This is a genomic window from Tsukamurella sp. TY48, from assembly GCF_019656655.1.
Lineage (GTDB): Bacteria > Actinomycetota > Actinomycetes > Mycobacteriales > Mycobacteriaceae > Tsukamurella > Tsukamurella strandjordii.
This window is the reverse complement of sequence record NZ_BPMV01000002.1, coordinates 221,567-246,021: the sequence shown is the minus strand read 5'-3', so window position 1 is coordinate 246,021 and position 24,455 is coordinate 221,567. Positions and strand designations below refer to the sequence as shown.

General features: G+C 69.3%; 23 protein-coding genes. 19 read left to right on the top strand and 4 right to left on the bottom strand.

From position 1 onward, the window contains the following. Positions 1–84 precede the first annotated feature (84 nt). Entirely contained in the window at positions 85–726 is a 642-nt protein-coding gene (locus TTY48_RS16985; protein ID WP_220658831.1) for an HAD family phosphatase, read from the top strand. Here the strand turns inward: TTY48_RS16985 and TTY48_RS16980 are convergent. Next, positions 723–1,160: a hypothetical protein gene (locus tag TTY48_RS16980; RefSeq protein ID WP_220658830.1), complete on the bottom strand. Its 438-nt coding sequence runs from the start codon at positions 1,158–1,160 to the stop codon at positions 723–725. The two genes, TTY48_RS16985 and TTY48_RS16980, sit on opposite strands and share 4 nt — an antisense overlap. Before the next feature lie 86 nt (positions 1,161–1,246). Next, complete coding sequence (locus TTY48_RS16975) at positions 1,247–3,031, bottom strand: alpha/beta hydrolase (RefSeq protein WP_374758741.1); 1,785 nt, start codon at positions 3,029–3,031, stop codon at positions 1,247–1,249. Between the two features lie 150 nt (positions 3,032–3,181). Here TTY48_RS16975 and TTY48_RS16970 point away from each other — a divergent pair, with 150 nt between their 5' ends. Together TTY48_RS16970 and hisG are read left to right on the top strand one after the other, a co-directional pair. Further along, the gene (locus TTY48_RS16970; protein WP_220658828.1) at positions 3,182–3,463 is read left to right on the top strand and encodes a phosphoribosyl-ATP diphosphatase; all 282 of its coding nucleotides are present in this window, start codon (positions 3,182–3,184) and stop codon (positions 3,461–3,463) included. 23 nt (positions 3,464–3,486) lie between these two features. Beyond that, positions 3,487–4,359: an ATP phosphoribosyltransferase gene (hisG, locus tag TTY48_RS16965; protein ID WP_220658827.1), complete on the top strand. Its 873-nt coding sequence runs from the start codon at positions 3,487–3,489 to the stop codon at positions 4,357–4,359. Positions 4,360–4,387: 28 nt separating this feature from the next. On the opposite strand, the gene TTY48_RS16960 is transcribed toward hisG, so the two are convergent. Next, positions 4,388–5,218, bottom strand: a complete 831-nt coding sequence (locus tag TTY48_RS16960) for a thioesterase family protein (RefSeq protein ID WP_220658826.1) — start codon at positions 5,216–5,218, stop codon at positions 4,388–4,390. 70 nt (positions 5,219–5,288) lie between these two features. On the opposite strand from TTY48_RS16960, the gene TTY48_RS16955 reads away from it, so the two are divergent. The 7 genes from TTY48_RS16955 (at position 5,289) to TTY48_RS16925 (ending at position 13,633) form a co-directional block, all read left to right on the top strand. Then, positions 5,289–5,762: a DUF1877 family protein gene (locus tag TTY48_RS16955; protein WP_220658825.1), complete on the top strand. Its 474-nt coding sequence runs from the start codon at positions 5,289–5,291 to the stop codon at positions 5,760–5,762. A 66-nt stretch (positions 5,763–5,828) separates the two neighbouring features. Then, on the top strand, positions 5,829–6,656 hold the full coding sequence (locus TTY48_RS16950) for a tRNA (adenine-N1)-methyltransferase (RefSeq protein ID WP_220658824.1): 828 nt from the start codon (positions 5,829–5,831) through the stop codon (positions 6,654–6,656). A 31-nt stretch (positions 6,657–6,687) separates the two neighbouring features. After that, positions 6,688–8,409, top strand: a complete 1,722-nt coding sequence (arc, locus tag TTY48_RS16945; protein ID WP_220658823.1) for a proteasome ATPase — start codon at positions 6,688–6,690, stop codon at positions 8,407–8,409. A 57-nt stretch (positions 8,410–8,466) separates the two neighbouring features. Then, positions 8,467–11,073, top strand: coding sequence for an ATP-binding cassette domain-containing protein (locus tag TTY48_RS16940; protein ID WP_220658822.1), 2,607 nt, complete (start codon positions 8,467–8,469; stop codon positions 11,071–11,073). Between the two features lie 24 nt (positions 11,074–11,097). Further along, positions 11,098–12,591, top strand: a complete 1,494-nt coding sequence (gene dop, locus TTY48_RS16935; RefSeq protein ID WP_220658821.1) for a depupylase/deamidase Dop — start codon at positions 11,098–11,100, stop codon at positions 12,589–12,591. A 2-nt stretch (positions 12,592–12,593) separates the two neighbouring features. After that, entirely contained in the window at positions 12,594–13,052 is a 459-nt protein-coding gene (locus TTY48_RS16930; protein WP_255585796.1) for a nitroreductase family deazaflavin-dependent oxidoreductase, read from the top strand. Positions 13,053–13,057: 5 nt separating this feature from the next. After that, positions 13,058–13,633 (top strand): hypothetical protein, encoded by a 576-nt coding sequence (locus tag TTY48_RS16925; protein ID WP_220658820.1) that lies wholly within the window; start codon positions 13,058–13,060, stop codon positions 13,631–13,633. An 879-nt stretch (positions 13,634–14,512) separates the two neighbouring features. Here TTY48_RS16925 and TTY48_RS16920 read toward each other — a convergent pair. Continuing rightward, entirely contained in the window at positions 14,513–14,899 is a 387-nt protein-coding gene (locus tag TTY48_RS16920; protein ID WP_220658819.1) for a hypothetical protein, read from the bottom strand. 109 nt (positions 14,900–15,008) lie between these two features. Between TTY48_RS16920 and TTY48_RS16915 the strand changes: the two genes are divergently transcribed. From TTY48_RS16915 to TTY48_RS16875, 9 genes are all read left to right on the top strand, one after another. Beyond that, on the top strand, positions 15,009–15,203 hold the full coding sequence (locus TTY48_RS16915; protein ID WP_220658818.1) for a ubiquitin-like protein Pup: 195 nt from the start codon (positions 15,009–15,011) through the stop codon (positions 15,201–15,203). Continuing rightward, entirely contained in the window at positions 15,200–15,988 is a 789-nt protein-coding gene (gene prcB, locus TTY48_RS16910; RefSeq protein ID WP_220658817.1) for a proteasome subunit beta, read from the top strand. Before TTY48_RS16915 ends, prcB begins: the two co-directional genes overlap by 4 nt. Next, positions 15,985–16,734 carry a proteasome subunit alpha gene (prcA, locus tag TTY48_RS16905; RefSeq protein ID WP_220658816.1) on the top strand — a complete coding sequence of 250 codons (750 nt, stop codon included), beginning with the start codon at positions 15,985–15,987 and terminating at the stop codon, positions 16,732–16,734. Before prcB ends, prcA begins: the two co-directional genes overlap by 4 nt. A 223-nt stretch (positions 16,735–16,957) precedes the next feature. Beyond that, positions 16,958–18,316: a Pup--protein ligase gene (gene pafA / locus TTY48_RS16900; RefSeq protein WP_220658815.1), complete on the top strand. Its 1,359-nt coding sequence runs from the start codon at positions 16,958–16,960 to the stop codon at positions 18,314–18,316. A gap of 33 nt (positions 18,317–18,349) precedes the next feature. Continuing rightward, the gene (locus TTY48_RS16895; protein ID WP_220658814.1) at positions 18,350–19,327 is read left to right on the top strand and encodes a YafY family protein; all 978 of its coding nucleotides are present in this window, start codon (positions 18,350–18,352) and stop codon (positions 19,325–19,327) included. Further along, the gene (locus TTY48_RS16890) at positions 19,324–20,298 is read left to right on the top strand and encodes a YafY family protein (RefSeq protein ID WP_255585795.1); all 975 of its coding nucleotides are present in this window, start codon (positions 19,324–19,326) and stop codon (positions 20,296–20,298) included. The genes TTY48_RS16895 and TTY48_RS16890 overlap by 4 nt, the downstream gene beginning before the upstream one ends. A 94-nt stretch (positions 20,299–20,392) precedes the next feature. Next, entirely contained in the window at positions 20,393–20,653 is a 261-nt protein-coding gene (gene tatA / locus TTY48_RS16885) for a Sec-independent protein translocase subunit TatA (RefSeq protein ID WP_255585794.1), read from the top strand. A gap of 29 nt (positions 20,654–20,682) precedes the next feature. Next, a complete protein-coding gene (gene tatC, locus TTY48_RS16880; RefSeq protein ID WP_220658813.1) occupies positions 20,683–21,687 on the top strand; it encodes a twin-arginine translocase subunit TatC in 1,005 nt (334 codons plus the stop codon). Continuing rightward, entirely contained in the window at positions 21,674–24,427 is a 2,754-nt protein-coding gene (locus TTY48_RS16875; RefSeq protein WP_220658812.1) for an RNA helicase, read from the top strand. The genes tatC and TTY48_RS16875 overlap by 14 nt, the downstream gene beginning before the upstream one ends. Positions 24,428–24,455: the final 28 nt, after the last annotated feature.

Below are 24,455 nucleotides of genomic sequence, written 5' to 3'. Positions count from 1 at the left end.
GTCGTGCGGGTGACGAATGACTGAACAGCTCGGTGTCCACGGCCGCCGCAGGAGCACGCGGGCACGCATCTTAAGGTTGACCGCATGAGCCTTCCCTCCGCAGTGCTGTTCGACATGGACGGAACCCTCCTGGATTCCGAGAAGCTGTGGGACATCGCGGTGGCCGAGTTCACCCGGTCCCTCGGCGCGGAGATCACCGCGCAGGCCCGGGAGGAAACGCTCGGCAATGCGGTCGACGACTCGCTCCGCAAGATCTTCGACTTCGCCGGCGTGCCGGAGGCCGAGCGGGACTACGAGGAAGCCGAGAAGTGGTTGTCCGGCCGCGTGATCGAGCTGTTCGACGCGGGTATCCCGTGGCAGCCCGGTGCGCGCGAGACCCTCGACCTGCTCGCGGAGGCCGGCGTTCCGCTGGTATTGGTGACCAACACGGTCCGGGAGATCACCGAGCACGCGCTGGGCACGCTGGGCCGGGAGCGGTTCGTCGCCACCGTCTGCGGTGACGAGATCCCGAACCCCAAGCCCGCGGCCGATCCGTATCTGCGCGGTGCCGAGCTCGCGGGATTCCCCGCCTCCGAGTGCATCGCCGTCGAGGATTCGCCGACCGGCGCGCGGTCGGCGCTCGCCGCCGGATGCACCGTGCTCACCGTGGGCGAGCATCCCGTCGCCGACGGGGCGCAACACCTCGGCGGACTGACGGGCGTCGGGCTGGAGACCTTCAGCCGTTAGCCGACGGTGAAAGCGTTGTCGCCGTTCGAGCAGGTGGCCACCGCGTCGGTCACCCGCGCGCCGCAGCGCCATCCGGCGCTTTCGACGGTGACGGCCTGACCCTGCGCGTTGGATGCGGCCGCCGCGTACGCCTTTCCGACCCGGAGGGCGTCCACGCAGTTCGCGTGCCCCGTCTTCACCACCACGCTGGCCGGTCCGTTTCCGGTGGGTACCGACCCGCAGACCGTTCCTGCCGCGGCGACCGGGAGGTCTCCTGTGCCCGCCCGCGCGGACGGGGCGGCGGATGCCGGTCCCGTTTGCGCGACCGCACTGAAACTGACGGCGCTATCGGAGGAATCGGTATCCGAGGAGGCGCACCCCGTGATCGCGGTGAGTCCCAGAGCGCCCACCGCCAGAGCACCTCCGGCGCGACCCATCACCCAACGAAGGTTCATGTTCGGGACGCTAGCGGCCCCGCGCGGGACACGCACGGCGGCAACGCCGGAAGGTGTCCAGCATCACGCGCCGAAGGCGGTACGCCTCACTTCTCGGCACCGTCGACCGCGGCGCTGGCCATGACGGCCATCCGCACCCGCTCGGTATCGGCCGGCGTCCACCCCGGCGGTGGGAGCACAGCCGCGAAGGCGTCCACGACGGCGGTGCCGTAGTTGTGCCCGTGGCCGTCGGGGACCCCGGCGGCGTTGGCGAGATCGGCGGAGACCTGCCAGAAGGTGACGAAGGGGTACCAGGCCATCGCCGAACTGCGGTCCCGCCCGGCGGGTTCGCGCAGCCAATCCGGCTGCCGGAACAGCAGATCCGTCGACCACCACACCACGGGGTCGGACGGGTGCTGCACGTACACGATGTGCGGGGCCAGCCACTCGCTGCCCCCGTTGTCCGACAGCGGCACCACGCCGTCGGTGAACCGCACGATCAGCCCGTCGGTGTAGGCGGGCAAGACCTCCGGGGTGCCGAGGTCGCGCCGCTGCGTGACCGCCGAATGGATCGGATTGGCGCGGGGCGGCCCGAGCCACACCACACCGTCCACCTTGTCCCGGATGTCGACGAGCGAGTCGAAGGCGCCCTCACCGGCACGGGTCCCCAGGCTCTCGCCCAGCACCAGCACCTTGGGGCGTGCCGGTTCGGGCCGGGCGCGCACATCCCCGAGAACCGCGTCCACCAAACGCTTTCCGGATTGCAACGAGGCCTCGCCGTCGGTGAGGAAGGAGATCCAACTGGGGAGGTACGAGTACTGCATCGCCACGAGCGCCACGTCGCCGCCGTACATCAGCTCCACGGCGCGCGCGGCGGTCGGATTCACCCATCCCGATCCCGTGGTGGGGATGACCACCACGTACTTGCGGTCCAGCGCGCGGGTGCGGGCCAGTTCCCGGTGCAGCAGGGCGATCCGCTCGTCGGGGCTCTTCGCGTTCTCCAGGCCCACGTACACCCGGATCGGCTCGACCACGGGCGCGGTGGTGAACCGCGCCAGGTCGGCTGCACCCAGCCCGCCCGCGACGAACTTGCGTCCCTCCTTGCCCAGGCCGTCCCACTCGGCGAAGGACTCCGGCGATCCGGAACGCTCCGGGGCCGTGGGCCGGGGGAAGCCCGCGGCCTGTTCGTCGTTCGACGCCGACGCGAGCCGGTTCGCGCCCGCCGTGAAGCCGCGCACACCCACGTCGTTGACGGCGATCACCACCAGGATCACTACCACCGCGAAGCCGAGCACCTGCGCTGCCGGCTGCGGAATGCGCAGATACCGGTTCGCCCGTCGGGCCAGGTACAGCCCCAGGTCCCGGAGCACACGGAACAGCGAGATCAGCAGTGCCGCCACGAGGAAGGCGACGATGGGTGTCAACAGGTACCAGAGATTCGAGCCGGGTGGCATGCCCATGAGCGCGCGCACATCGTCCTGCCAGCGTTTCGACACCACCAGCATCCACAGCCCGCCCACCAGAACCCCCAGCACGATGAGCGCCCGCCACAGCGGCACGAACCGGGCGCGCCTCGGATCGTCGCGGATGGGGTGGGTGCGCACCAGCAGGTCCACGATCACCCACTTGAGGAAGACGCCGATGCCGTAGCCGATCACCGCGTTGATCCCGGCCACGATGCCCTGGAAGAACCAGGACCGGGGAACGAGTGAGACAGTGAAACTGCTCATGAGGAACAGGCCACCCACGAACAGGCCGGCGAAGTCGAGATGCAGCAGGCCCCACGCCCAGGCCAGCAACGGATGCCGCTGCGCGAATTCGTCGAAGTTCTCGCGGAGGAAGCGGTCGGGATCACGGGTCGCGCGGACCACGCGCAGTCGCGCCCGGATCAGCGCCCGTGCGTAGCGGTACTGGGCGGCGCCCTTCGGCGGCTTCTGCGGGGAGCCCGGAGCGTCCTGCGCGGTCGACGGTGCCCCGTCGTCCGTCGTCGCACCGTTCACGGTGACCACTCTAGGGCCCCGCCCACCTGCGGTCCTGTGGGCGTGGGAGAATCGATCACCGTGAAGACCATGGAGACGCTGTTCGCGGAGTTGGCCGAGAAGGCCCGGACGCGGCCCGCCGGGAGCGGGACCGTCGAAGCGCTGGACAACGGCATCCATTTCCTGGGCAAGAAGGTGCTCGAGGAGGCCGGCGAGGTGTGGATCGCGGCCGAGCATCAGGGCGATGCGGAACTCGCCGAGGAGGCCTCGCAGCTCCTGTACTGGCTGCAGGTGCTGCTGATCAAGCGCGGCCTCACGCTCGACGACGTCTACTCCTACCTCTGACTCTCCCGAAGGAACCTCGAACCATGTTGCGGGTCGCCGTACCGAACAAGGGCGCGCTCTCCGAGGCCGCCGCCGCCATCCTCAGCGAAGCGGGTTACCGCCGCCGCTCGGATGCCAAGGACCTCACGGTCATCGACAACGCCAACGAGGTGGAGTTCTTCTTCCTCCGCCCGAAGGACATCGCGCTCTACGTGGGCTCCGGTGAGCTCGACATGGGCATCACCGGCCGCGATCTCGCGCTGGACTCGGGCGCGGAGTTCACCGAGCGGCTGGCGCTCGGATTCGGCCGCTCCACCTTCCGCTACGCCGGCCCCGCGGGAACGCCGTGGTCGGTCGACGACCTCGACGGTAAGCGGGTCGCCACCTCGTACCCGAACCTGGTGCGGCGCGATCTCGCGCAGCGCGGGATCAACGCCGACGTGATCCGGCTCGACGGTGCGGTGGAGATCTCGATCCAGTTGGGTGTGGCCGATCTGATCGCCGACGTCGTCGAGTCGGGTCGCTCGCTGCGGCAGAACAATCTGGTGGCCTTCGGCGAGTCCCTGTGCGACTCCGAGGGCGTGCTCATCGAGCGGGTCGGGGGCGCCGATTCGGACCGCGCCCGGACCGATGTGACCGCCCGCGGCCGTGATCAGCTCACCGCCCGGCTCAAGGGCGTCGTCTTCGGCCGGCAGTACGTGATGCTGGACTACGACTGCCCGCGCACCCTGCTCGACGGTGCGATCGCCGTGACGCCCGGCCTGGAGTCCCCGACGGTGGCGCCGATGGCCGACGACAACTGGGTCGCGGTGCGTGCCATGGTGCTCCGCACGAACGCCAACGACGTGATGGACGATCTCGCGGAGCTCGGCGCGAAGGCGATTCTGATGACCGACATCCGGAGCTGCCGCTTCTGATCCAACGCGGCCGGCGCGCGGCGATGAGTCAGCGCGCGGCCACGAGGAGGGTCTGCGCGCCGACGGCGAAGGCCCCGGCACCGTCGTACAGGCGCGAGACCGTGGTGCCGATGCCCTCGCCTCCGACCAGCTGGTCACCGAGGATGCCGACCCAGCCGTCCACCGGCTGCGGCGAACGGTGCAGGTGCACCGTCATGTCCATGTTCATCCAGGTGACGGCGGTGGGATCGAGGTAGGCGGAGACCCCGTTCGCGGCGTCGACCACGGAGAAGACCTGCACCAGGGGCGACGGGGCTTCACCGGCGACCAGCGGCATCCGCGCCCGGATCCAGCACTGCTTCGGCCCGTCCGGACCGTCGGGATGATCGACGAACCGCCAGTCGCACGCGGCCAGGAAGCCCTGGTCCTGCAGGTGCGAGAAGAATCCCGGCATCACCCCCTGCTCGGCACCCGCGGGCGGCAGCGCGGGGGAGCGGTCCCGGGCGATCGCGGCGGTGTCCGATGCGGCGAGCACCCACGCCTGGGCGCGGGCGACGGTGCGGTACTCGCCGTTCGCGTCCACGCAGTCCATCTCGGCGGCGAGCAGCGAGATCGTCCGCCCCGGACGGACGGTCCACGCCCGCACCCGGGACCGCGTGATGGGGACGACGCCCAGCAGATCGATGGTCACCCGGGACACCCGCGCACCGGCGCCGACGAGCTTTTCCATCGAGCGCACCATCAGGGCCGCCGGCGGCGCGCCGTGCTGCATCGTGTCGGCCCACACGCTGGCCGTCGCCGGCGTGGGGTCGAAGACCTCGTACTCGTGCCCCTGCGCCTCGGCCGTGCCGGCGGGATGGAAGAAAGCGTCGTCAGCCACGTATCAGTCCTACCGATATACCGGATTCCGCCCGCCGCCGGGGTGTCCGTTTCGCGCTAGAGTCGGCGGTATGTCCGTCGTCGCCGCCTATTTCCGCGTCGCCCCCACCGAGGTCGCAGCCCTTCGCGCCACCGATTTCGACCTCGATGCGTTCGACGAGGCCCGGCAGGCCTGGGATGAGCAAGGCCGCGTCATCGACATCGACCAAGCGCACGAGGCGCTCCACGCCGTGCTCACCGCACAACGGTTACCGGTGCCCGTGGTCTATGCGGGTGCCCCCGTGCCGAATACCGAGATCGGCTACGGCCCCGTCGTCCTGGTGCCGCCCGACGAGGTCCGCACGATCGCAGGCGTGCTCGCCACACGGCCGACCGACGAGGTCATCACCGCGCAGACCGTGCGAGCGGCGCACGGGATCGGCCCCGTCGCCGACTGGACCACCACGGACGGGATCGACTACCTGGTCTTCGCCTACGCAGCGATCAGGGACTTCTACACGGATGCGGCGGCGGATGATCAGACCGTCCTCATCGTCCTCGAATAGCGCCGGAGCGAGCATCGGCGGACCGCCCCGCGCTCGCGCGCCGAGGTACTGGGAGAATCGTCGACCATGGCAAACAGTGGCCCCTTCCAGGTGGGCGATCGCGTACAGCTGACGGACGCCAAGGGGCGGAAGTTCACCGTGCACCTCGAAGCGGGCAAGGAGTTCCACACCCACAAGGGCGGCATCCGGCACGACGAGCTGATCGGCGCCCCCGAGGGCAGCGTGGTCAAGGCCGTGAACGGCACGCCGTACCTGGCGCTGCGGCCCCTGCTCACCGACTACGTGCTGTCGATGCCGCGCGGCGCGCAGGTCATCTACCCCAAGGACGCGGCGCAGATCGTGGCCGAGGGCGATATCTTCCCCGGCGCACGGGTGCTCGAGGCCGGCGCCGGATCGGGTGCGCTGACCTGCTCGCTGCTGCGCGCCGTGGGCCCCGAGGGCTCCGTGACCTCCTGGGAGGTCCGCGAGGATCACGCGGAGTACGCCGCGAAGAACGTCGAGGAGTTCTTCGGCGGCCGCCCCGACAACTGGAATCTGCAGTTGGGGGATCTCGCGGAGTACGACGGCCCGCAGGTCGACCGCGTGGTGCTCGACATGCTGGCGCCGTGGGACGTGCTGGACGCGGTGGGTAAGGCGCTCGTGCCCGGCGGCGTCCTCACCGTGTACGTGGCCACCGTCACACAGTTGTCGAAGGTCGTGGAGGCGCTTCGCGAGCAGGCCCTGTGGACCGAGCCGCGGTCCTGGGAGGCCCTGGTCAGGGAGTGGCACGTGGTGGGACTCGCGGTGCGTCCGTCGCACCGGATGCAGGGCCACACCGCGTTCCTCATCACCTGCCGGCGGTTGGCCGACGGCACGGTCGCGCCGCGTCCGCAGCGGCGATCCAACAAGGGGTAGCGTAGATATACCCCGCTCGAAGGGAGCATTCGTGACCGAATCCGATTCGACTCGTCCGACGACCCCGGCGTCGTCCTCCCCGTCCGCCGGCTCCGAGGCCGCGCTCCGCGAACGCGTGGACGCGCTGACCACCCGGAACGCGAAGCTGCTCGACACGCTGCGCGATGCGCGGACCCAGTTGCTCACGCTCCGTGAGGAGGTGGAACGCCTCGGCCAGCCCCCGTCGGGCTACGGAGTGCTCCTGGGCACCTTCGAGGACGACACCGTCGATGTCTTCACCTCGGGCCGCAAGATGCGGCTCACCTGTTCACCGAACCTCGACGTGGCCTCGTTCGAGATCGGCCAGACCGTGCGCCTCAACGAGGCGCTCACCGTGGTCGAGGCATGCGATTTCGAAGCCGTGGGCGAGATCTGCACGCTCCGCGAGATCCTCGACGACGGTACGCGCGCCCTGGTCGTCGGCCACGCCGACGAGGAGCGCGTGGTCCGCCTGTCCGCGCCACTGGCGCTGCAGACCGGCGATCAGCAGGGCGACGACGAGTTCGGTGTCCCGAAGCGCAAGCTGCGCGTGGGCGATTCGCTGCTCGTGGACACGAAGGCGGGCTACGCCTTCGAGCGCATTCCGAAGGCCGAGGTCGAAGACCTGGTGCTGGAGGAGGTGCCTGATGTGGACTACTCCGACATCGGTGGCCTGGGCCGGCAGATCGAACTGATCCGCGATGCGGTGGAGCTGCCCTTCCTGCACAAGGACCTGTTCAAGGAGTACTCACTGCGTCCGCCCAAGGGCGTGCTGCTGTACGGGCCTCCCGGCAACGGCAAGACGCTGATCGCGAAGGCCGTCGCGAACTCGCTGGCCAAGAAGATCGCCGAGATCCGCGGCGAGGACTCGCGCGAGGTGAAGTCCTACTTCCTCAACATCAAGGGCCCCGAGCTGCTCAACAAGTTCGTCGGCGAGACCGAGCGGCATATCCGCCTGATCTTCCAGCGGGCCCGCGAGAAGGCCTCCGAGGGCACGCCCGTCATCGTCTTCTTCGACGAGATGGACTCGATTTTCCGCACCCGCGGCTCGGGCGTCAGCTCCGATGTCGAGACCACCGTGGTCCCGCAGCTGCTCAGCGAGATCGACGGCGTCGAAGGCCTGGAGAACGTGATCGTGATCGGCGCGTCCAACCGCGAGGACATGATCGATCCCGCGATCCTGCGGCCCGGCCGCCTGGACGTGAAGATCAAGATCGAGCGTCCCGACGCCGAGGGCGCGATCGACATCTTCTCCAAGTACCTCACGCCGGAACTGCCGATCCACGAGGAGGATCTCGCCGAATTCGGCGGCGATCGCGAGGCGTGCGTGCGGGCGATGATCGAGCGGGTCGTGGAGCGGATGTACGCCGAGACCGACGACAACCGGTTCCTGGAGGTGACCTACGCCAACGGCGACAAGGAGGTCATGTACTTCAAGGACTTCAACTCCGGCGCGATGATCCAGAACGTGGTGGACCGGGCCAAGAAGCACGCGATCAAGGGCTTCCTGGAGACCGGACAGCCCGGCCTGCGGATCTCCCACCTGCTGGAATCGATCGTCGACGAGTTCGCCGAGAACGAGGATCTGCCCAACACCACCAACCCGGACGATTGGGCGCGGATCTCCGGCAAGAAGGGCGAGCGGATCGTGTACATCCGCACGCTGGTCACCGGGAAGAACGCCAGCGCCTCGCGCGCGATCGACACGGAGAGCAGCACGGGTCAGTACTTGTAAGCGCAACAAGCGTCACGTAAGCGCCGGACAAGACGGGCGTCTTTATAGTGATGCGTGATGAGTACTGATACGGGCGTTCTGACCGTCACCGTCGACGGCCGGACGTTGACCTTCGCGCCGGGCAAGACGGTGACCTTCGGCCGCACCCTGGAATCGGATGTGACGATCAACCACCCGCTGGTCTCGCGCACCCACGCGGTGGCCACGATGACGCCCACGGGCTGGGTGCTGACGGATCGCAGCACCAACGGTGTGTTCGTCGCGGGTGTCCGCCGCCCGACGGTGGCGTTGAACGGCGCGCAGTCGCTGATGTTCGGCGATCCGCGCACCGGTGCCGCGGTGGCCGTCGCGGCGAACGGACGCCCGCCGGTGGCATCCGGTCCGTCGCCGCAGCCGGTGTCGGGCCCGTCGAATCCGCCGGTGCCGCAGCCGCCGCGCAGCAACCCCGTGCGGTCCACGCCGCCGGTGTCGAACCCGTCGCAGCCCGCGACCGGGGCGCCGCAGGGGATGCCCTCGGCGCAGCGCCCGCCGTCGGCTCCGAAGCCGCTGCCGCCCCGGCCGCAGCAGCCCGCACCGCCGAGCCGCCCCGCCCCGTCGCAACCGGCCCCGGCGCCGCAGTCACGGCCGGTCTCGGCGGCCTCCGAGCTCGCGCCGCATCTGCGCGCGATGGCCGGGAACACCGGACTGTTCCAAGCGGCCCCGATCCCCGCGCCGCGCGCCGGCGGCGGTGAGCTGTCGATCGGCCGCACCCCGGACAACGATCTCGTGATCCCCGACATGTTGGTCTCGCGGCGCCACGCGCGACTGCTCACCGGCGCGCAGGGGCTGGTCATCGAGGACCTGCATTCGGCGAACGGTACCCAGGTCAACGGCCGCCGGATCACCGGCCCCACCTCGCTGCGCGACGGCGACGTGGTCACGGTGGGCAACTCCGACCTCGTGGTCGACAACGGCAGGCTCACCCGGCCGCGCCCCCAGGAGTTCGCGGGCGCCGGCCTTGCGGTGCAGGGCATCACGCTCACCGTCGAGGGCAACAAGACGCTGCTCAACGGCGTCGATTTCCGTGCCGCCCCGGGCACGCTCACCGCGGTGATCGGCCCCTCGGGCGCCGGCAAGTCGACGGTGTCCCGGGTGGTCTCGGGTGCGGTGACGCCGACCGCCGGGCGGGTCGAGTTCGAGGGCCGCGATGTGCACCGCGATTACGACGCGATGCGCTCCCGCATCGGCATGGTGCCGCAGGACGATGTGCTGCATCGCCAGCTCACGCTGCAGCAGGCCCTCGGCTACGCCGCGGAACTGCGGCTGCCGCCCGATATGTCGAAGGCCGACCGCGAGCAGGTGATCGACGGTGTGCTGGCCGAGCTGCAGCTCACCGAGCACAAGAAGACGCGCGTCGATCGCCTGTCCGGTGGCCAGCGCAAGCGCGCCTCGGTGGCGATGGAGCTGCTCACGGGCCCGTCGCTGCTGATCCTCGACGAGCCGACTTCGGGCCTCGACCCCGCACTCGACCGGCAGGTGATGCAGACCCTGCGGCGCCTCGCCGACGCCGGCCGCGTGGTGATCGTGGTGACGCACTCGCTCACGCACATCGACATGTGCGATCAGGTGTTGCTGCTGGCTCCCGGCGGCAAGACCGCGTACTGCGGTTCGCCGAAGGGCGTCCAGGCGGCGATGGGTACCAGCGACTGGGCCGAGATCTTCGATTTCGTCGCCAAGCAGCCCGATGTCGCGTGGCAGCGGTACCGGTCGGCGCATCCGGCGCCGCCCCCGCCCGCGCCGACGGGTGCGCCACCCACTCCGACGAAGGCGCCGAAGACCTCCACCCGCAAACAGCTGTCGGTGGTGGCGCGGAGACAGATCCGGCTGATCCTGGCCGACCGCGGCTACCTGGTGTTCCTCCTGCTGATGCCGATCGCGCTCGGCGGCATCACCCTGCTCGTGCCCGCCGAACGCGGACTCGCGGGCTTGGCGCCGGGGGAGACCACGGGCGGTCCGGCGATGATCCTGGTGCTGTTGGTGGTGGGCGCCTGCTTCATGGGCGCGGCGCTCACCTCCCGCGATCTGGTGAGTGAGCGACCGATCTACCAGCGCGAACGCGCCGTCGGGCTCAGCCCGGGGGCGTACCTCTCGGCGAAGACGCTGGTGTACTTCGTCGCCGCCGCGATCCAGGCGGCCATCATGATGGGCATCGTGCTGGCGGGCGTCGAGCATCCGAGCACGCAGGGTGCGGTGTTCAAGAACGCCTCGGTCGAGCTGGTGCTCGACATCGTGGTGCTGGCCTGTGTGTCCACCCTGGTGGGCCTGTTGATCTCGGCGTTCGCGAAGTCGAGCGAGCAGGTGATGCCGCTGCTGGTGGTGGTGATCATGGTGCAGCTGGTGATGAGTGGAGGCCTGTTCGGCCTGCACGGTCGCACCGGGCTGGAGCAGGTGTCCTGGCTGTTCCCCTCGCGGTGGGGTTTCGCGGCGAGCGCCTCGTCGATCGATCTGCAGAAGGTCACCTCGATCCCGGATCCGGCGAATCCCGCTGTGCAGAAGGTGACCACGGCCGATCCGCTGTGGGATCCGTACCCCGAGAACTGGGCGCTGGCGATCGGCGCGCTCGTGGTGATGGGGGCCGTGTTCTGGGCGGTCACGTGGTTCCGGATCTCGCGGAAGTCGAACTGACCGCACACCGATAGGCTGGGCCGTATGCAACGCATCATCGGTACCGAGGTCGAGTACGGCATCTCCGCTCCGAAGGATCCCGGAGCGAACCCGATCCTCACCTCCACCCAGGCGGTGCTCGCGTACGCGGCGGCCGCGGCCGTGCCTCGGGCCAAGCGCACCCGCTGGGATTACGACCTGGAGTCACCGCTGCGGGATGCGCGCGGTTTCGATCTGGGGCGCAACGCCGGTCCGGCGCCGATCATCGACGCCGATGAGATCGGCGCCGCGAACATGATCCTCACCAACGGCGCCCGGCTCTACGTGGACCATGCGCATCCCGAGTACTCGGCGCCCGAGGTGACCGATCCGCTCGATGCCGTGATCTGGGACAAGGCCGGGGAGCGGGTGATGGAGGCGGCCGCGCGGTACGCCTCGACGGTGCCGGGTGCGCCCGCATTGCAGTTGTACAAGAACAACATCGACGGCAAGGGCGCCTCGTACGGCACGCACGAGAACTACCTCATGCGCCGCGACACGCCGTTCGCGGCGATCGTCACCGGTCTGACGCCCTTCTTCGTGACCCGGCAGATCTTCACCGGCAGCGGCCGCGTCGGCATCGGGGCCAACGGCGACGAGCCCGGCTTCCAGTTGTCGCAGCGCGCCGACTACATCGAGGTCGAGGTGGGCCTGGAGACCACACTCAAGCGGGGCATCATCAACACCCGCGATGAGCCGCACGCCGATCCGGACAAGTACCGCCGCCTGCACGTGATCATCGGCGATGCGAACCTCGCCGAGACCTCCACCTACCTCAAGGTGGGGACGTCGTCGCTGGTGCTGGACCTGATCGAGGCCGGTGTGGACCTCTCCGATCTGCAGCTGGCCGCCCCGGTGACCGCGGTGCACCAGGTATCGCGGGATCTGTCCCTCAAGGCCCCGCTCGAACTGGCGGACGGCCGGCAGCTCACGGCGCTGCAGATCCAGCGGATCTACGCCGAGCGGGTCGGGAAGTTCCTGGAGGGCTCCGAGGACGCGCGTGCGCTCGACGTGCACGCGACGTGGGTCCGGGTGCTCGACACATTGGAAGACGATCCGATGCTGCTCGCCGACACCCTGGATTGGCCCGCGAAACTGCGGCTGCTGGAAGGCATCCGGCAGCGCGAGGGGCTCGGCTGGGCCGCGTCGAAGCTCGCGCTGGTGGATCTGCAGTACTCGGACGTGCGGCTCGACAAGGGCCTGTACAACCGGCTCGTGGCGCGCGGCTCGATGAAACGCCTGGTGAACGAGGAGCAGGTCATGGCCGCCGTCACCACGCCGCCGGAGAGCACGCGCGCCTACTTCCGCGGTGAGTGCATGCGCCGCTTCGGCACCGAGGTCGCGGCCGCCAGCTGGGATTCGGTGATCTTCGACGTGGGTGCCGACTCGTTGGTCCGCATCCCCACTCTGGAACCGTTGCGCGGCACCAAGGACCACGTGGGCGCCTTGCTCGACGGCGCCGCCACGGCCCGCGAACTCGTCGACTCCCTGAAGGGCTGATCATGGACATCACGCGCGAACTGTCGAAGGTGTACGCCACGGCTTTCCCGAAGGTTCTGGAGGCGCACGGTGAGCTGTACGTGCGCTCGGGCGGCCGGATCGGCCACAAGCTGCTCTTCGGGGTACCCAGCCTGATCATCCGGACCGTCGGCGCGAAGACGGGGGAGCCGCGGACCACCGTGCTCACCTACGTCAAGGACGGTGAGGACTACATCGTGGTCGCCTCAATGGGCGGCGCCCCGCGCAATCCCGCCTGGTACCACAACATCGTCAAGGCGGGCACCGTGAACGTTCAGGTGGGCACCGATTCCTTCCCGGCCACCGTGACGGCGCTCCTGCCGGGCGACGACGACTACCAGCGGCTGTGGGATCTGGCGGATTCCAACAACGGCGGCCGCTACGCCGCGTACCAGCGCAAGACCAGCCGCCCGATCCCGGTGGTCCGGCTGCGCCCCGCCTGAGCCGGGTGGCGGGCATGCAGATTGCAACCAGCGGCTCGCCCGAGCCGGATCCGTACTTAAGTCGAACGGGGGCAATCCCCTTCTCGCTTGAACCGAGCGGGCTGCCGAAGATCTCGAAACGCATACTCCTCGAAGGACGCGTTCAGGCCATGACCCGCACAGCGGATGGACCTCAAGGACAGCGTCAGCAGGCAACAGACAGCGCGGCGTCATTGACCACACTTGCAGTCCTCGTTGACAGTCCTTCCGAGCTGGACTGGTCTTCAGTAGCCCGAGTTCCGCGCCTGCTGATTCAGATCAACAGCAAGTCCGCCGTGGATGACGCCCGCGAAACGATCTCGATCGGAGAGACCTCCGCCCAGGGCTGGCGCCACAACGCGTCCACTGAGGCCAAAATCGGTCCCTGGGAATGGCGGATCACCGTGCCGGACGTGGAGATCGGCGGCGAGCGGTACTCGGTCATTGCCTCTGGCTTCGGAATTCAGGAATCGCTTGTGCAGCACCTTGAAGTGGTGCCACTGGACCCGTACGTACAGGGACGGTCCGAGTGGCTCGACGGGATTCGCGCGAGCGAAGCCTGACCAAACGATCGGTGGAGCAGCGGAGTCTGCGATTCCGTGAGTCCACCGATCGTCCGGGCCCTCGGACAAGGCGAACAGGGAACCGGTCGGCGGGCTGGCGCGTCCTTGTGCTGCGCTACGCCCTCGGCCGGGTACGCGGCTGGTGGGCCCTCGCGCTTGCCGGTCGCGGCCACGGCGCACACCCGGCGCCGGAACTCGACTCGCAGATCATCGCCGCGATCCTGCGTGCCCCCCGACCGCCGTACTCTGGAGGGCGCTGACCGATGACGGCGCCCCTTGCCGCTCGACTGCCACGCAGCATCGGATAGACTATTCTTGATGTTAAACACCGGCCCGGCTCGACGGGACCTGCCGGAGATGCGTGTCCGGATGCGGTTCGGCGTCGGATTCACAGTGGTGGCGACATGCGCTCTGCTCCTGGCGCTTCTGGCCGGATATTCGCTCTACCACGCAGTAGTGCGCGGTGATCCAGTCGCCTATCTGATCTGCGTCGGGACGGTCGCCCTCGTCTGGGGGACGACTGTTCTGCTGAGGAGAGCCCTTCGTGCGCGTCGCCGGACGCCGCTACGACTCACCGCGGACGGAATGCACATCACGCCTGCGGCGGCGATGGCGCCGCGATTCGTGGCGTGGCGGGATGTCGCCGAAGTCGTCTACGCGCCCCGCTCGGCCCGTGGATTCACTTATCACCACGAGTGGCACTTGCGTACTCGGTCGGGGGAGTTCCCCCGGCTGTCGGTCGACTACCCGCTCGGCTTTCGCCCTGGACCGTGGCGGATCCGCCGCCGGATCCGCCGGTGTTCGCCGACCGCCCGGGTCTCCACGGGAGACCCGGGGTTCATCGGGTTCTGAGTGGGCCTCCGCGCGGGATCCGGACCTTCAGTAGCCGGCGCTGAGCCCGCGGGCGTAGTCGACGCGATTGAAGGTGTCCTGGACCGCCGCGAAGGACTGCACGGGGATCGCGGTGGTGTACGAACGCCCCTCGGGCCCGAACGCGGTGACCTGCACGAAGCCCTGCGTCTGATCCTCCTTGACCAGCAGGAAGAACAACCCGAGCAGGCAGGTACCCAGCGCGACGACGACGGCGACGATCACGGCCCATGTCGGGGTGACGCGCGTGGTCATGGTCTGATCGGCCACCACCCACTGCGTGCCCTCGATCGGGAAGGTGCCGGCGGGCGTGATCACCTCGGTGCGGGTGCAATGGATGTCCCCGATGGTCACGAGCACCGGTTCCGGCAACCCCGGAGGCATGTACGGATCCACGGTTCTCAGCGTACCGATCGGCGGCGTGTACCGGCGCGGTCGAGACCGGGGCCGGTAGGGTTGGACCATCGGGCCGAGCAGCCCGGATGGTCGCTAAGGAGGCAGCGAGATGGCTCAGGAACAGGTCAAGCGTGGTGGCGGCGGCGATGAGGACGACGCCACGGGTGCACCGTCGGGTGCCGGCCAGGAGCGGATCGAGAAGCTGACCGACGAGACCGACGATCTGCTCGACGAGATCGACGACGTGCTCGAGGAGAACGCCGAGGACTTCGTGCGCGCCTACGTGCAGAAGGGCGGCCAGTGACGCCCCTGTCGGGCGGATCGTCGTTCGTCGAGCACCTGGCGGCCGTGGCCCCGGAGGCGCTTCCGGGTCGCCTCGCCGGGCCCGACGGTGCGCGCGACGTTCCGCACGGCACCACGATCGTCGCGCTCAAGTTCGACGGTGGCGTCCTGCTCGCGGGTGACCGCCGCGCCACGATGGGCAATCTGATCGCGCAGCGCGACATCGTCAAGACCTTCGTCACCGATGATCTGACAGCCGTCGGCATCGCGGGGACGGCCGGCATCGCCAAGCAGATCGTCAAGCTGTTCACGGTGGAGCTGGAGCACTACGAGAAGATCGAGGGCGTGCCACTCACGTTCGAGGGCAAGGCCAATCGCCTCGGCGGCATGGTGCGCAGCAACTTCGGTGCCGCGCTGCAGGGTCTCGTCGCGGTGCCCCTGCTGGTCGGCTACGACGAGACCCGCGGACGGATCGTGTCCTACGACGTGACGGGTGACTGGCACGACGAGATCGACTATCACGCCATCGGTTCGGGCTCCGCGTGGGCGAAGTCGTCCATCAAGAAGCGGTTCCGGCCCGGCCTCGACGCCGACGGTGCGCTCGACGTCGCGGCCGAGGCCCTGTTCGACGCCGCGGACGACGATACGGCGACGGGCGGCCCGGACGTGCTGCGCAATCTGTACCCCACGGCGATCACCATCACCGCCGACGGTGCGGTCGAGGTGTCCGAGGAGGCCGTGTCGGCGGCGACCGAGCGCGTGATCGCCCGGCGCTCCGCGACGAACCCCGGGGGAGGAGCCCAGTGACGTTCCCGTACTACGCCTCCGCCGAGCAGATCATGCGTGATCGCTCGGAGCTGGCGCGCAAGGGCATCGCCCGCGGCCGCAGCGTGGTGGTCATCAAGTACGCCGACGGTGTGCTGTTCGTGGCCGACAATCCGAGCTCGCTCAACAAGATCAGTGAGATCTACGACCGCATCGGTTTCGCCGCCGTGGGCAAGTACAACGAGTTCGAGTCGCTGCGCCGTGCGGGCATCCAGTTCGCCGATACCCGCGGCTACCAGTACTCGCGCCGCGATGTGACCGGGTGGTCGCTGGCGAACGCCTACGCGTCCACGCTGGGAACCGGGTTCACCGAGCAGGCCAAGCCCTTCGAGGTCGAGCTGTGCGTGGCCGAGGTCGCGGGTCCCGATTCGTCGGGCCCGTCGTCCGCGAGGCTGTACCGCGTGGGCTACGACGGCTCGATCGGCGACGAGAAGGCCTTCATCGTGATGGGCGGACAGACCGAGGCGATCAGCCCGGTGCTCACCGAGGGCTACGAGAACGACCTGGAACTCGGCGCGGCACTGGCGCTCGCTGCGAGGGCGCTCGGAGCCGCGGCACCGTCGAACGGAAACTCCTCCACGTCGGCCCCCACTGAACCGAAGACCTTCGCGGCGGGCGAGCTGGAGGTAGCGGTGCTCGACCGGAACCGTCCTCGTCGCGCCTTCAAGCGCCTGACGGACGAGCGGGTCGCCGAGCTGCTGAGTTCCTCTGCGGAGGCGAGCGACTAACGCGCCACGCCCTACTGACGGCCCCTCCCCGGAACGGGACGCAGTACTGAGAGCGATCCGCGAATCCGACACGAGGCCCGCGGTTCGCGACCGCCTCGACGGGATTCGGAGTTGAGCGGATTCGCACGGCTGACGTGCGCGCATCGCGATCGCCGATGGGTCGTCGAGCCCCGTAGCGACGAGCCGACGACGGCGCCCCTCTCGGGCGGGGTATGTTCGAGAAGTGCAGCGGCGAATCATGGGAATCGAGACCGAGTTCGGTGTCACGTGCACCTTCCACGGGCACCGTCGGCTGAGCCCCGACGAGATCGCCCGGTACCTGTTCCGGCGGGTGGTCTCCTGGGGCCGCAGCTCGAACGTCTTCCTGCAGAACGGCTCGCGCCTCTACCTCGACGTGGGCAGCCACCCCGAGTACGCCACTGCGGAGTGCGACTCCGTGCTCCAGCTGGTCACGCACGACAAGGCGGGCGAGCGGGTCCTGGAGGACCTGCTGCTCGACGCCGAGCAGCGGCTGCAGGACGAGGGCATCGGCGGCGATATCTACCTGTTCAAGAACAACACCGATTCCGCCGGCAACTCCTACGGCTGCCACGAGAACTTCCTCGTCGGCCGCGTGGGCGAGTTCTCCCGCATCGCCGACGTGCTGCTGCCCTTCCTGGTGACCCGGCAGCTGATCTGTGGCGCCGGCAAGGTGCTGCTCACCCCGAAGACGGCCACCTACTGCCTCAGCCAGCGCGCCGAACACATCTGGGAGGGCGTCTCCAGCGCCACCACCCGCAGCCGACCGATCATCAACACCCGCGACGAGCCGCATGCCGACGCCGAGAAGTACCGCCGCCTGCACGTGATCGTGGGCGATTCCAACATGTCCGAGACCACCACCATGCTCAAGGTGGGCACCGCCACCCTCGTGCTGGAGATGATCGAGGCGGGCGTGCAGTTCCGCGACTTCTCGCTGGACAATCCGATCCGGGCGATCCGCGAGGTCAGCCACGACACCACCGGCCGGCACGAGGTGCGCTTGGCGGGCGGTCGCCAGGCGGGCGCGCTGGACATCCAGCGCGAGTACTACTCCAAGGCCGTCGAGTACCTGACCACCCGTGAGCCCGACGAGCAGCTGAACCGCGTCGTCGACCTGTGGGGGCGCACCCTCGACGCCGTCGAGTCGCAGGACTTCAGCGGCGTCGACACCGAGATCGACTGGGTGATCAAGCGCAAGCTCTTCCAGCGGTACCAGGACAAGTACTCGATGGACCTGTCGGATCCGAAGATCGCGCAGCTCGATCTGGCGTACCACGACATCAAGCGCGGCCGCGGCGTCTTCGACCTGCTGCAGCGGCGCGGGCTGGCCGCCCGGATCACCACCGATGCGGAGGTGGACGCCGCGGTCAACACGCCTCCGCAGACCACCCGGGCCAAGCTGCGCGGCGATTTCATCACCGCCGCCCAGGCCGCGAACCGCGACTTCACTGTCGACTGGGTACACCTCAAGCTCAACGACCAGGCGCAGCGCACCGTGCTGTGCAAGGACCCCTTCCGCAACGTCGACGAGCGGGTGGAAAGGCTGATCGCGTCGATGTGAGCGATTCGGACTCCTAGAACGTAAGATCGACACGTGGCGACTTCGCGTATCGAGCGCTTGACGAACCTGGTGATCTGCCTGCTGTCCACGCGGTTCCCGGTGGATCGGGACTACATCCGTGCCAACGTGGCGGGCTACGACCGCGACTCCGACGACGATGCCTTCGAGCGGATGTTCGAGCGCGATAAGGCGGATCTGCGTGAGTTGGGCGTGCCGATCGAGGTGGCGCCGATCTCGCGGATCAACTCCACGCAGGGCTACCGCATCGCCTTCGACGACTACGCGCTCGGCGATGTCGACCTCGACCCCGAGGAAGCCACCGCCGTGGCCGTGGCCGCGGCCATGTGGCAGTCGCCCGAGATGTCGTCGGCGGCGCAGTCCGCGGTGCAGAAGCTCCGGGCCGGTGGCCTCGATGTGGACGGTCCCGGCGCGGGCGTCGGCCCGGCCCTGGCTCCGGACCGCGGGGCCGAGGCCGCGCTCATCGCGATGCTCGAGGGCATCGATCGCCGCCGCCTCGTCTCCTTCGCCCACCGCGCCAACCCGACGCAGCCCTTCCTCGACCGCACCCTGCACCCGTGGGGCGTGGTCACCTTCCGCGGCAACGCCTACGCGGTGGGCCACGATGTGGACCGCGGCGCCGTCCGCACGTTCAAGCTGTCCCGGGTGCGCGGGGGAGCAGTGCTCGACCGTCCCGCCACCGTCCGGCCGCCCGAGGATTTCGACCTGCATGCCCACGTGGTGGCCACCGTCGCCGAGCGCGATCCGGTGGGCACCGCGCGACTGTGGGTGGCCCGCGGCCGCGGCGACGGCCTGCGCCGCCTCGCATCGACCCAGGCCGATGCCGACTTCCGGGGCCGCCCGGGCACCGAGCTCACCGTGGAGGTGCGGTCGGTGGACGCGCTGGCCCGCGAGGTCACCGGACTCGGGCCCGATGCGGTGGTCTTCGAGCCCGACGGCCTCCGCGATGCGGTGACCGGCCGCCTCACGGCCCTCGCGGGAGCCGCCCGATGAATCAGCCGAAGCAACCGAGCCGGCAGATGCAGCGACTGGCGCGCTGGCTCAACGTGATCCCGTACTTCCGCACGCATCCCGACGCCGATCTCGACCGCGCCGCGGCCGATCTCGGGGTCACGGTGGCGCAGCTCCGCAAGGACCTCACCGGCCTGACGATGTGCGGGCTACCCGGCATGTACCCGGGCGACCTCATCGAGATCGACTACGACGAATCCGGTGTCGACATCGGGTTCAGCGCCCGGATCGACCGCCCGCTCAAGCTGACCGGCGCCGAGGCCGCGTCGCTGCTGCTGGCCCTGCGCGGGCTGGCGGATTCGCCCGGCGTGGCCGATCCGGCGGCGGTGCTGCGCGCGATCGCCAAGCTCGAGGCCGCGGTGGCGGGTGCGGGTCGCGACACGGTGGCCTCGATCAACGGCGCCCGCACCGAGAACGACCGCGACACCGAGATCGCCGCCGCGGTGCACTCCGCGCTGCGCGACGGCCGTGCGCTGCACCTGCGGTACTACTCGGCCACCCGGGACACCACCACCGAACGCGATGTGGACCCGATCGCCGTGGACACCTTCGACGGGCACACCTACCTGCAGGCCTGGTGCCGCCGCAGCGAGGGGCTGCGCATGTTCCGGCTGGACCGGATCGACGAGGCACGCGTGCTCGACGAGCCCTCCCGAGTCCCCGAGCACGTCGAGCCCGCGTCCGGATTGTTCGACGGAGCCGCGGCCGACGACCTGACCATCGCGACCGTCGATGTGGCCCCCGGGGCGGCCTGGGCGCTGGAGTACTACCCGTTCAGCGTGGTGGGCGACGGTCCGGACGGCGCGGTCACCGCGACGATGCCGTACGCGACCGAGTCGTGGATGGTGCGCTTCGTGTTGAGCTTCGGCGGCGAGCTGACGGTGCGCGAACCCGCATCGCTGGCCACAGCGGTGGCGGAACGCGCCGCCGCGGGCCTGGCGAACTATTCATGAACTGGACACCCGCGGCGCGCGGCCGTACGGCGGGAGCACCGCGCGGTGTCCGGTACGCTGGAAGAAGAGAATTGCGCGCGAGCAAGGAGAGATCGTGAACTTCTGGGCACATCCCTGGGCGTGGGTCATCATCGCCGTCGTCCTCCTCATCATGTTCGGCGGCAAGAAGCTGCCGGATGCCGCGCGTGGCCTCGGCCGCTCGATGCGCATCTTCAAGAGCGAGATGGACGAGATGAAGACCGAGGGCACGAAGGCGGACGCCGATAAGGCGCAGCAGTCGGCACCCCAGGTCACCGACAAGCCGATCGACGTGCAGACCGTCGATCCGCAGGAGGCCGACCGCAAGTCGGCCTGACGGGGCGGAACGGCCCCGGAAAGCACCCCGTGAAGATTCCGTTCGATCCGCGGCGGCGCCGCGCCGTCGTCAATCCCGACGGCACCATGTCGATCGTGGAGCACCTGTACGAGCTCCGGACCCGCATGCTCCTGGCGCTCCTCGCGATCACCGTGACCTCGGTGATCGGCTTCTTCTGGTACACCAACCCCATGTTCGGGCTGCCGTCGACGGGCGAGATCCTGCGCGGCCCGTACTGCGAGGTGCCCTCGCAGTACCGCGCGAACCTCGGTAGCGAGGATTGCCGCCTGCTCGCCACCGGCGCGTTCGACCAGATCGCGCTGCGCTTGAAGGTCGCGATCACCGTTGGCGTGATCCTGGCGGCCCCGTTCTGGCTGTACCAACTGTGGGCCTTCATCGTGCCCGCGCTGCACCGCAGCGAGAAGCGCTACGCCGTGGGCTTCGTGGCCGTGGGCGCCACGCTGTTCATCGCCGGCTCCGCCCTCGCGTACTTCCTGGTGGCGCACGCCTTCGAGTTCCTGCTCAAGATCGGTAGCGATGTCCAGATCACGGCGCTGCAGGGTGATCAGTACTTCTCGTTCGTCCTGAACGCGCTCATCATCTTCGGCGTCAGCTTCGAGATGCCGCTGCTGATCGTGATGCTCAACCTGGTGGGAATCCTGCCGTACGCGAAGCTGAAGAAGTGGCGCCGCGGCCTGCTGATGTCGATGTTCATCTTCGCGGCCGTGATCACGCCGGCGCAGGACCCGCTGTCGATGCTCGCTCTGGGCGCCGCGCTGGCAGTGCTGCTCGAACTGTCCATCCAGTGGTGCCGGTTCCACGACAAGCTCAAGAGCCGCAAGCAGAAGAACACGGACGGGTGGGACGGCGACATCGACGACGAGAGCGCCTCGCCGACGCCGGCCGCACCGCAGCCGATCGGGGCGTCCGGCGCACCGTCGGCCAGCGGAACGGTGGGAGCATCCGCGATCGCCGCGCCCGAGAAGCTGATGCAGACCTCGATCCCGCGTTCGGGGCTCGATGACGTCCTCTGAGCTGGAGCTGTTCGCCGAACGCCTCGATTTCACCCTGGATCCGTTCCAGCGCGACGGCTGCACCGCGCTCGAAGCCGGACACGGTGTGCTGGTGTGCGCGCCCACCGGCGCGGGTAAGACGGTGGTCGGCGAGTTCGCCGTGCATCTGGCCCTCGCGGGCGGGACGAAGTGCTTCTACACCACGCCGATCAAGGCGCTGTCGAACCAGAAGTACGCGGAATTGGTGGCCCGCTACGGCGCCGACAAGGTGGGCCTGCTCACCGGCGATACGTCGATCAACTCGCACGCGCCCGTGGTCGTGATGACCACCGAGGTGCTGCGCAACATGCTGTACGCCGATTCACCCACGCTGGACGCGCTGAGCCACGTGGTGATGGACGAGGTGCACTACCTCGCCGACCGGTTCCGCGGCGCGGTCTGGGAGGAGGTGATCCTGCACCTTCCCGGTGATGTGCGGCTCGTGAGCCTATCGGCCACGGTCTCCAACGCCGAGGAGTTCGGTGCGTGGATCACCGAGGTCCGCGGCGATACCACCGTGATCGTCGACGAGAAGCGTCCCGTGCCGCTGTGGCAGCACATGTTGGTGGGCCGCCGGCTCTTCGATCTGTTCGACACCAATGCGATCCGCGCCGCGCAGGAGTCCGGCGGCAAGAACGCGCTCGTCCTCGACGCCGACCTGGTGCGTTACGTGAAGCAGCGCGAGGCCCTCGACCGCAGCCACGACCCCGGCATCGTCAGCCGTACCGGCCGGCGTGCCGGACGGGGCCGCTCGCACCAGACGCGGCGCCCCATCCCGCGTCCCGATGTGATCGCACTGCTGGACGCCGAGGGACTGCTCCCCGCGATCACCTTCGTCTTCTCCCGGGCGGGGTGCGAGCAGGCGCTCACCCAGTGCCTGCGGTCACCGGTGGTGCTCACCACGCAGGAGCAGGCCGAGGAGATCGGCGCCATCATCGACAAGCACGTGGCCGAGTTCTCGCCGGCCGACCTCGAACTGCTGGGATTCGAGGAGTGGCGGGCCGCCCTCACCCGGGGGTTCGCCGCGCATCACGCGGGCATGCTGCCGGCCTTCCGGCACGCGGTGGAGGAGCTGTTCGTCAAGGGTCTGGTGCGCGCGGTCTTCGCGACCGAGACCCTGGCGCTGGGTATCAACATGCCCGCCCGCACCGTGGTCCTCGAACGGCTGGTGAAGTTCAACGGCGAGACCCACAACGAGCTCACACCGGGGGAGTACACGCAGCTCACCGGCCGCGCCGGGCGGCGCGGTATCGACGTCGAGGGGCACGCGGTGGTGCTCTGGCAGACCGGCGTGCGCCCGCAGGAGGTGGCCGGCCTCGCCGGCGCGCGCACCTTCCCGCTGGTCAGCTCGTTCACCCCCGGGTACAACATGTCGATCAACCTCGTCGACCGCCTTGGGCGTGCCGGGGCCCAGAAACTCCTCGAAGCCAGCTTCGCCCAGTTCCAGGCCGACCGGTCCGTGGTCGGCCTCGCCAAGCGCGTGCAGCGCGGTGAGAAGGAACTCGATCAGCTCCGCACCCAGATCACCGACGCTGCGGGCGGCGCCGACTACCTCGAGTACGTGCGGCTGCGCGAGGCCGTCCGCGCCCGCGAGCGCTCGCTGCGCCGGCAACACCTCAGCGACCGCCGCGACGGCGCCGCCACTGCGCTGGGCGAACTGCGCCGCGGCGATGTGATCGCCGTGACCGGCGGTAAGCGGCGCGGCCTGGCCCTGGTGGTGGAACCGTCCGGCGATCGACGCGAGCCGAAGCCGGTGGTGATCACCGAGAGCGGCTGGTCGGGCCGGGTGGGCACGTCCGATTTCGTGGGCGACGTGGCCGTGCTGGGCACCCTGCGCGTGCCGAAGAACGCCGACTACCGGTCCGGTCGCGGCAAACGCGATCTCGCATCCACCCTGCGCAACAGCGGCATCTCGGCGCCGCGCCAACAGGCGAAGGCGCCGCGTCCGGCAGCCAACGACGGTGAGCTCGCCGACCTGCGCGCGCGGATGCGGGCGCACCCCGCCCACACCGGCCAGCGCGCACCCGAACTCGACCGGCTGGCGGAGCGCTACGCGCGGCTCGAACGGGAGACCACGGCCTCCGCGGCCACCGTGCGCGCGACCACGTCGTCATTGGCGGTGACCTTCGAGCGGATCGTCGCCCTGCTCGACGACCGCGGCTACCTGGAGACGGTCGACGACGAGGTGGTGCTCACCGAAGCCGGGCATCGCCTGGCACGGGTGTACAGCGAGTCCGATCTCCTGGTGTGCGAGTGCATCGAGGACGGCGTCTTCGACGGCCTGGCTCCCGCCGAGCTGGCCGCGGTCGTCTCCGCGATGGTCTTCGAGTCCCGCGGAGATCGGGGCGGATCGATCCTCACCGGGGAGAAGATCCCCGGCGGCGTGCGGTCCGCGGTGCGCGATGTCGCCGACCGGTGGACGGACATCATCGCCGCCGAGGCCCGGCACCGCCTCGAGCCGAGCCGCGAACCCGATGTGGGTTTCGTGGCCCCGATGTACCAGTGGTCGAGCGGGGGAACCCTGGCAGCCACGCTGATCGCCGCAGGTGAGCGGGGTCAGCCACTGCCCGCCGGCGACTTCGTGCGGTGGTGCCGGCAGGTGATCGACCTGCTCGACCAGATCCGTCAGACCTCGCTCGCGACCCGGCCCGGACTGGCCGCCGTCGCGACCGCGGCGATCGCTGCGATTCGCCGCGGCGTCGTCGCTGAATCCGGTGCCTGATCCGGTACCTTGAATCCAGACGCGTACG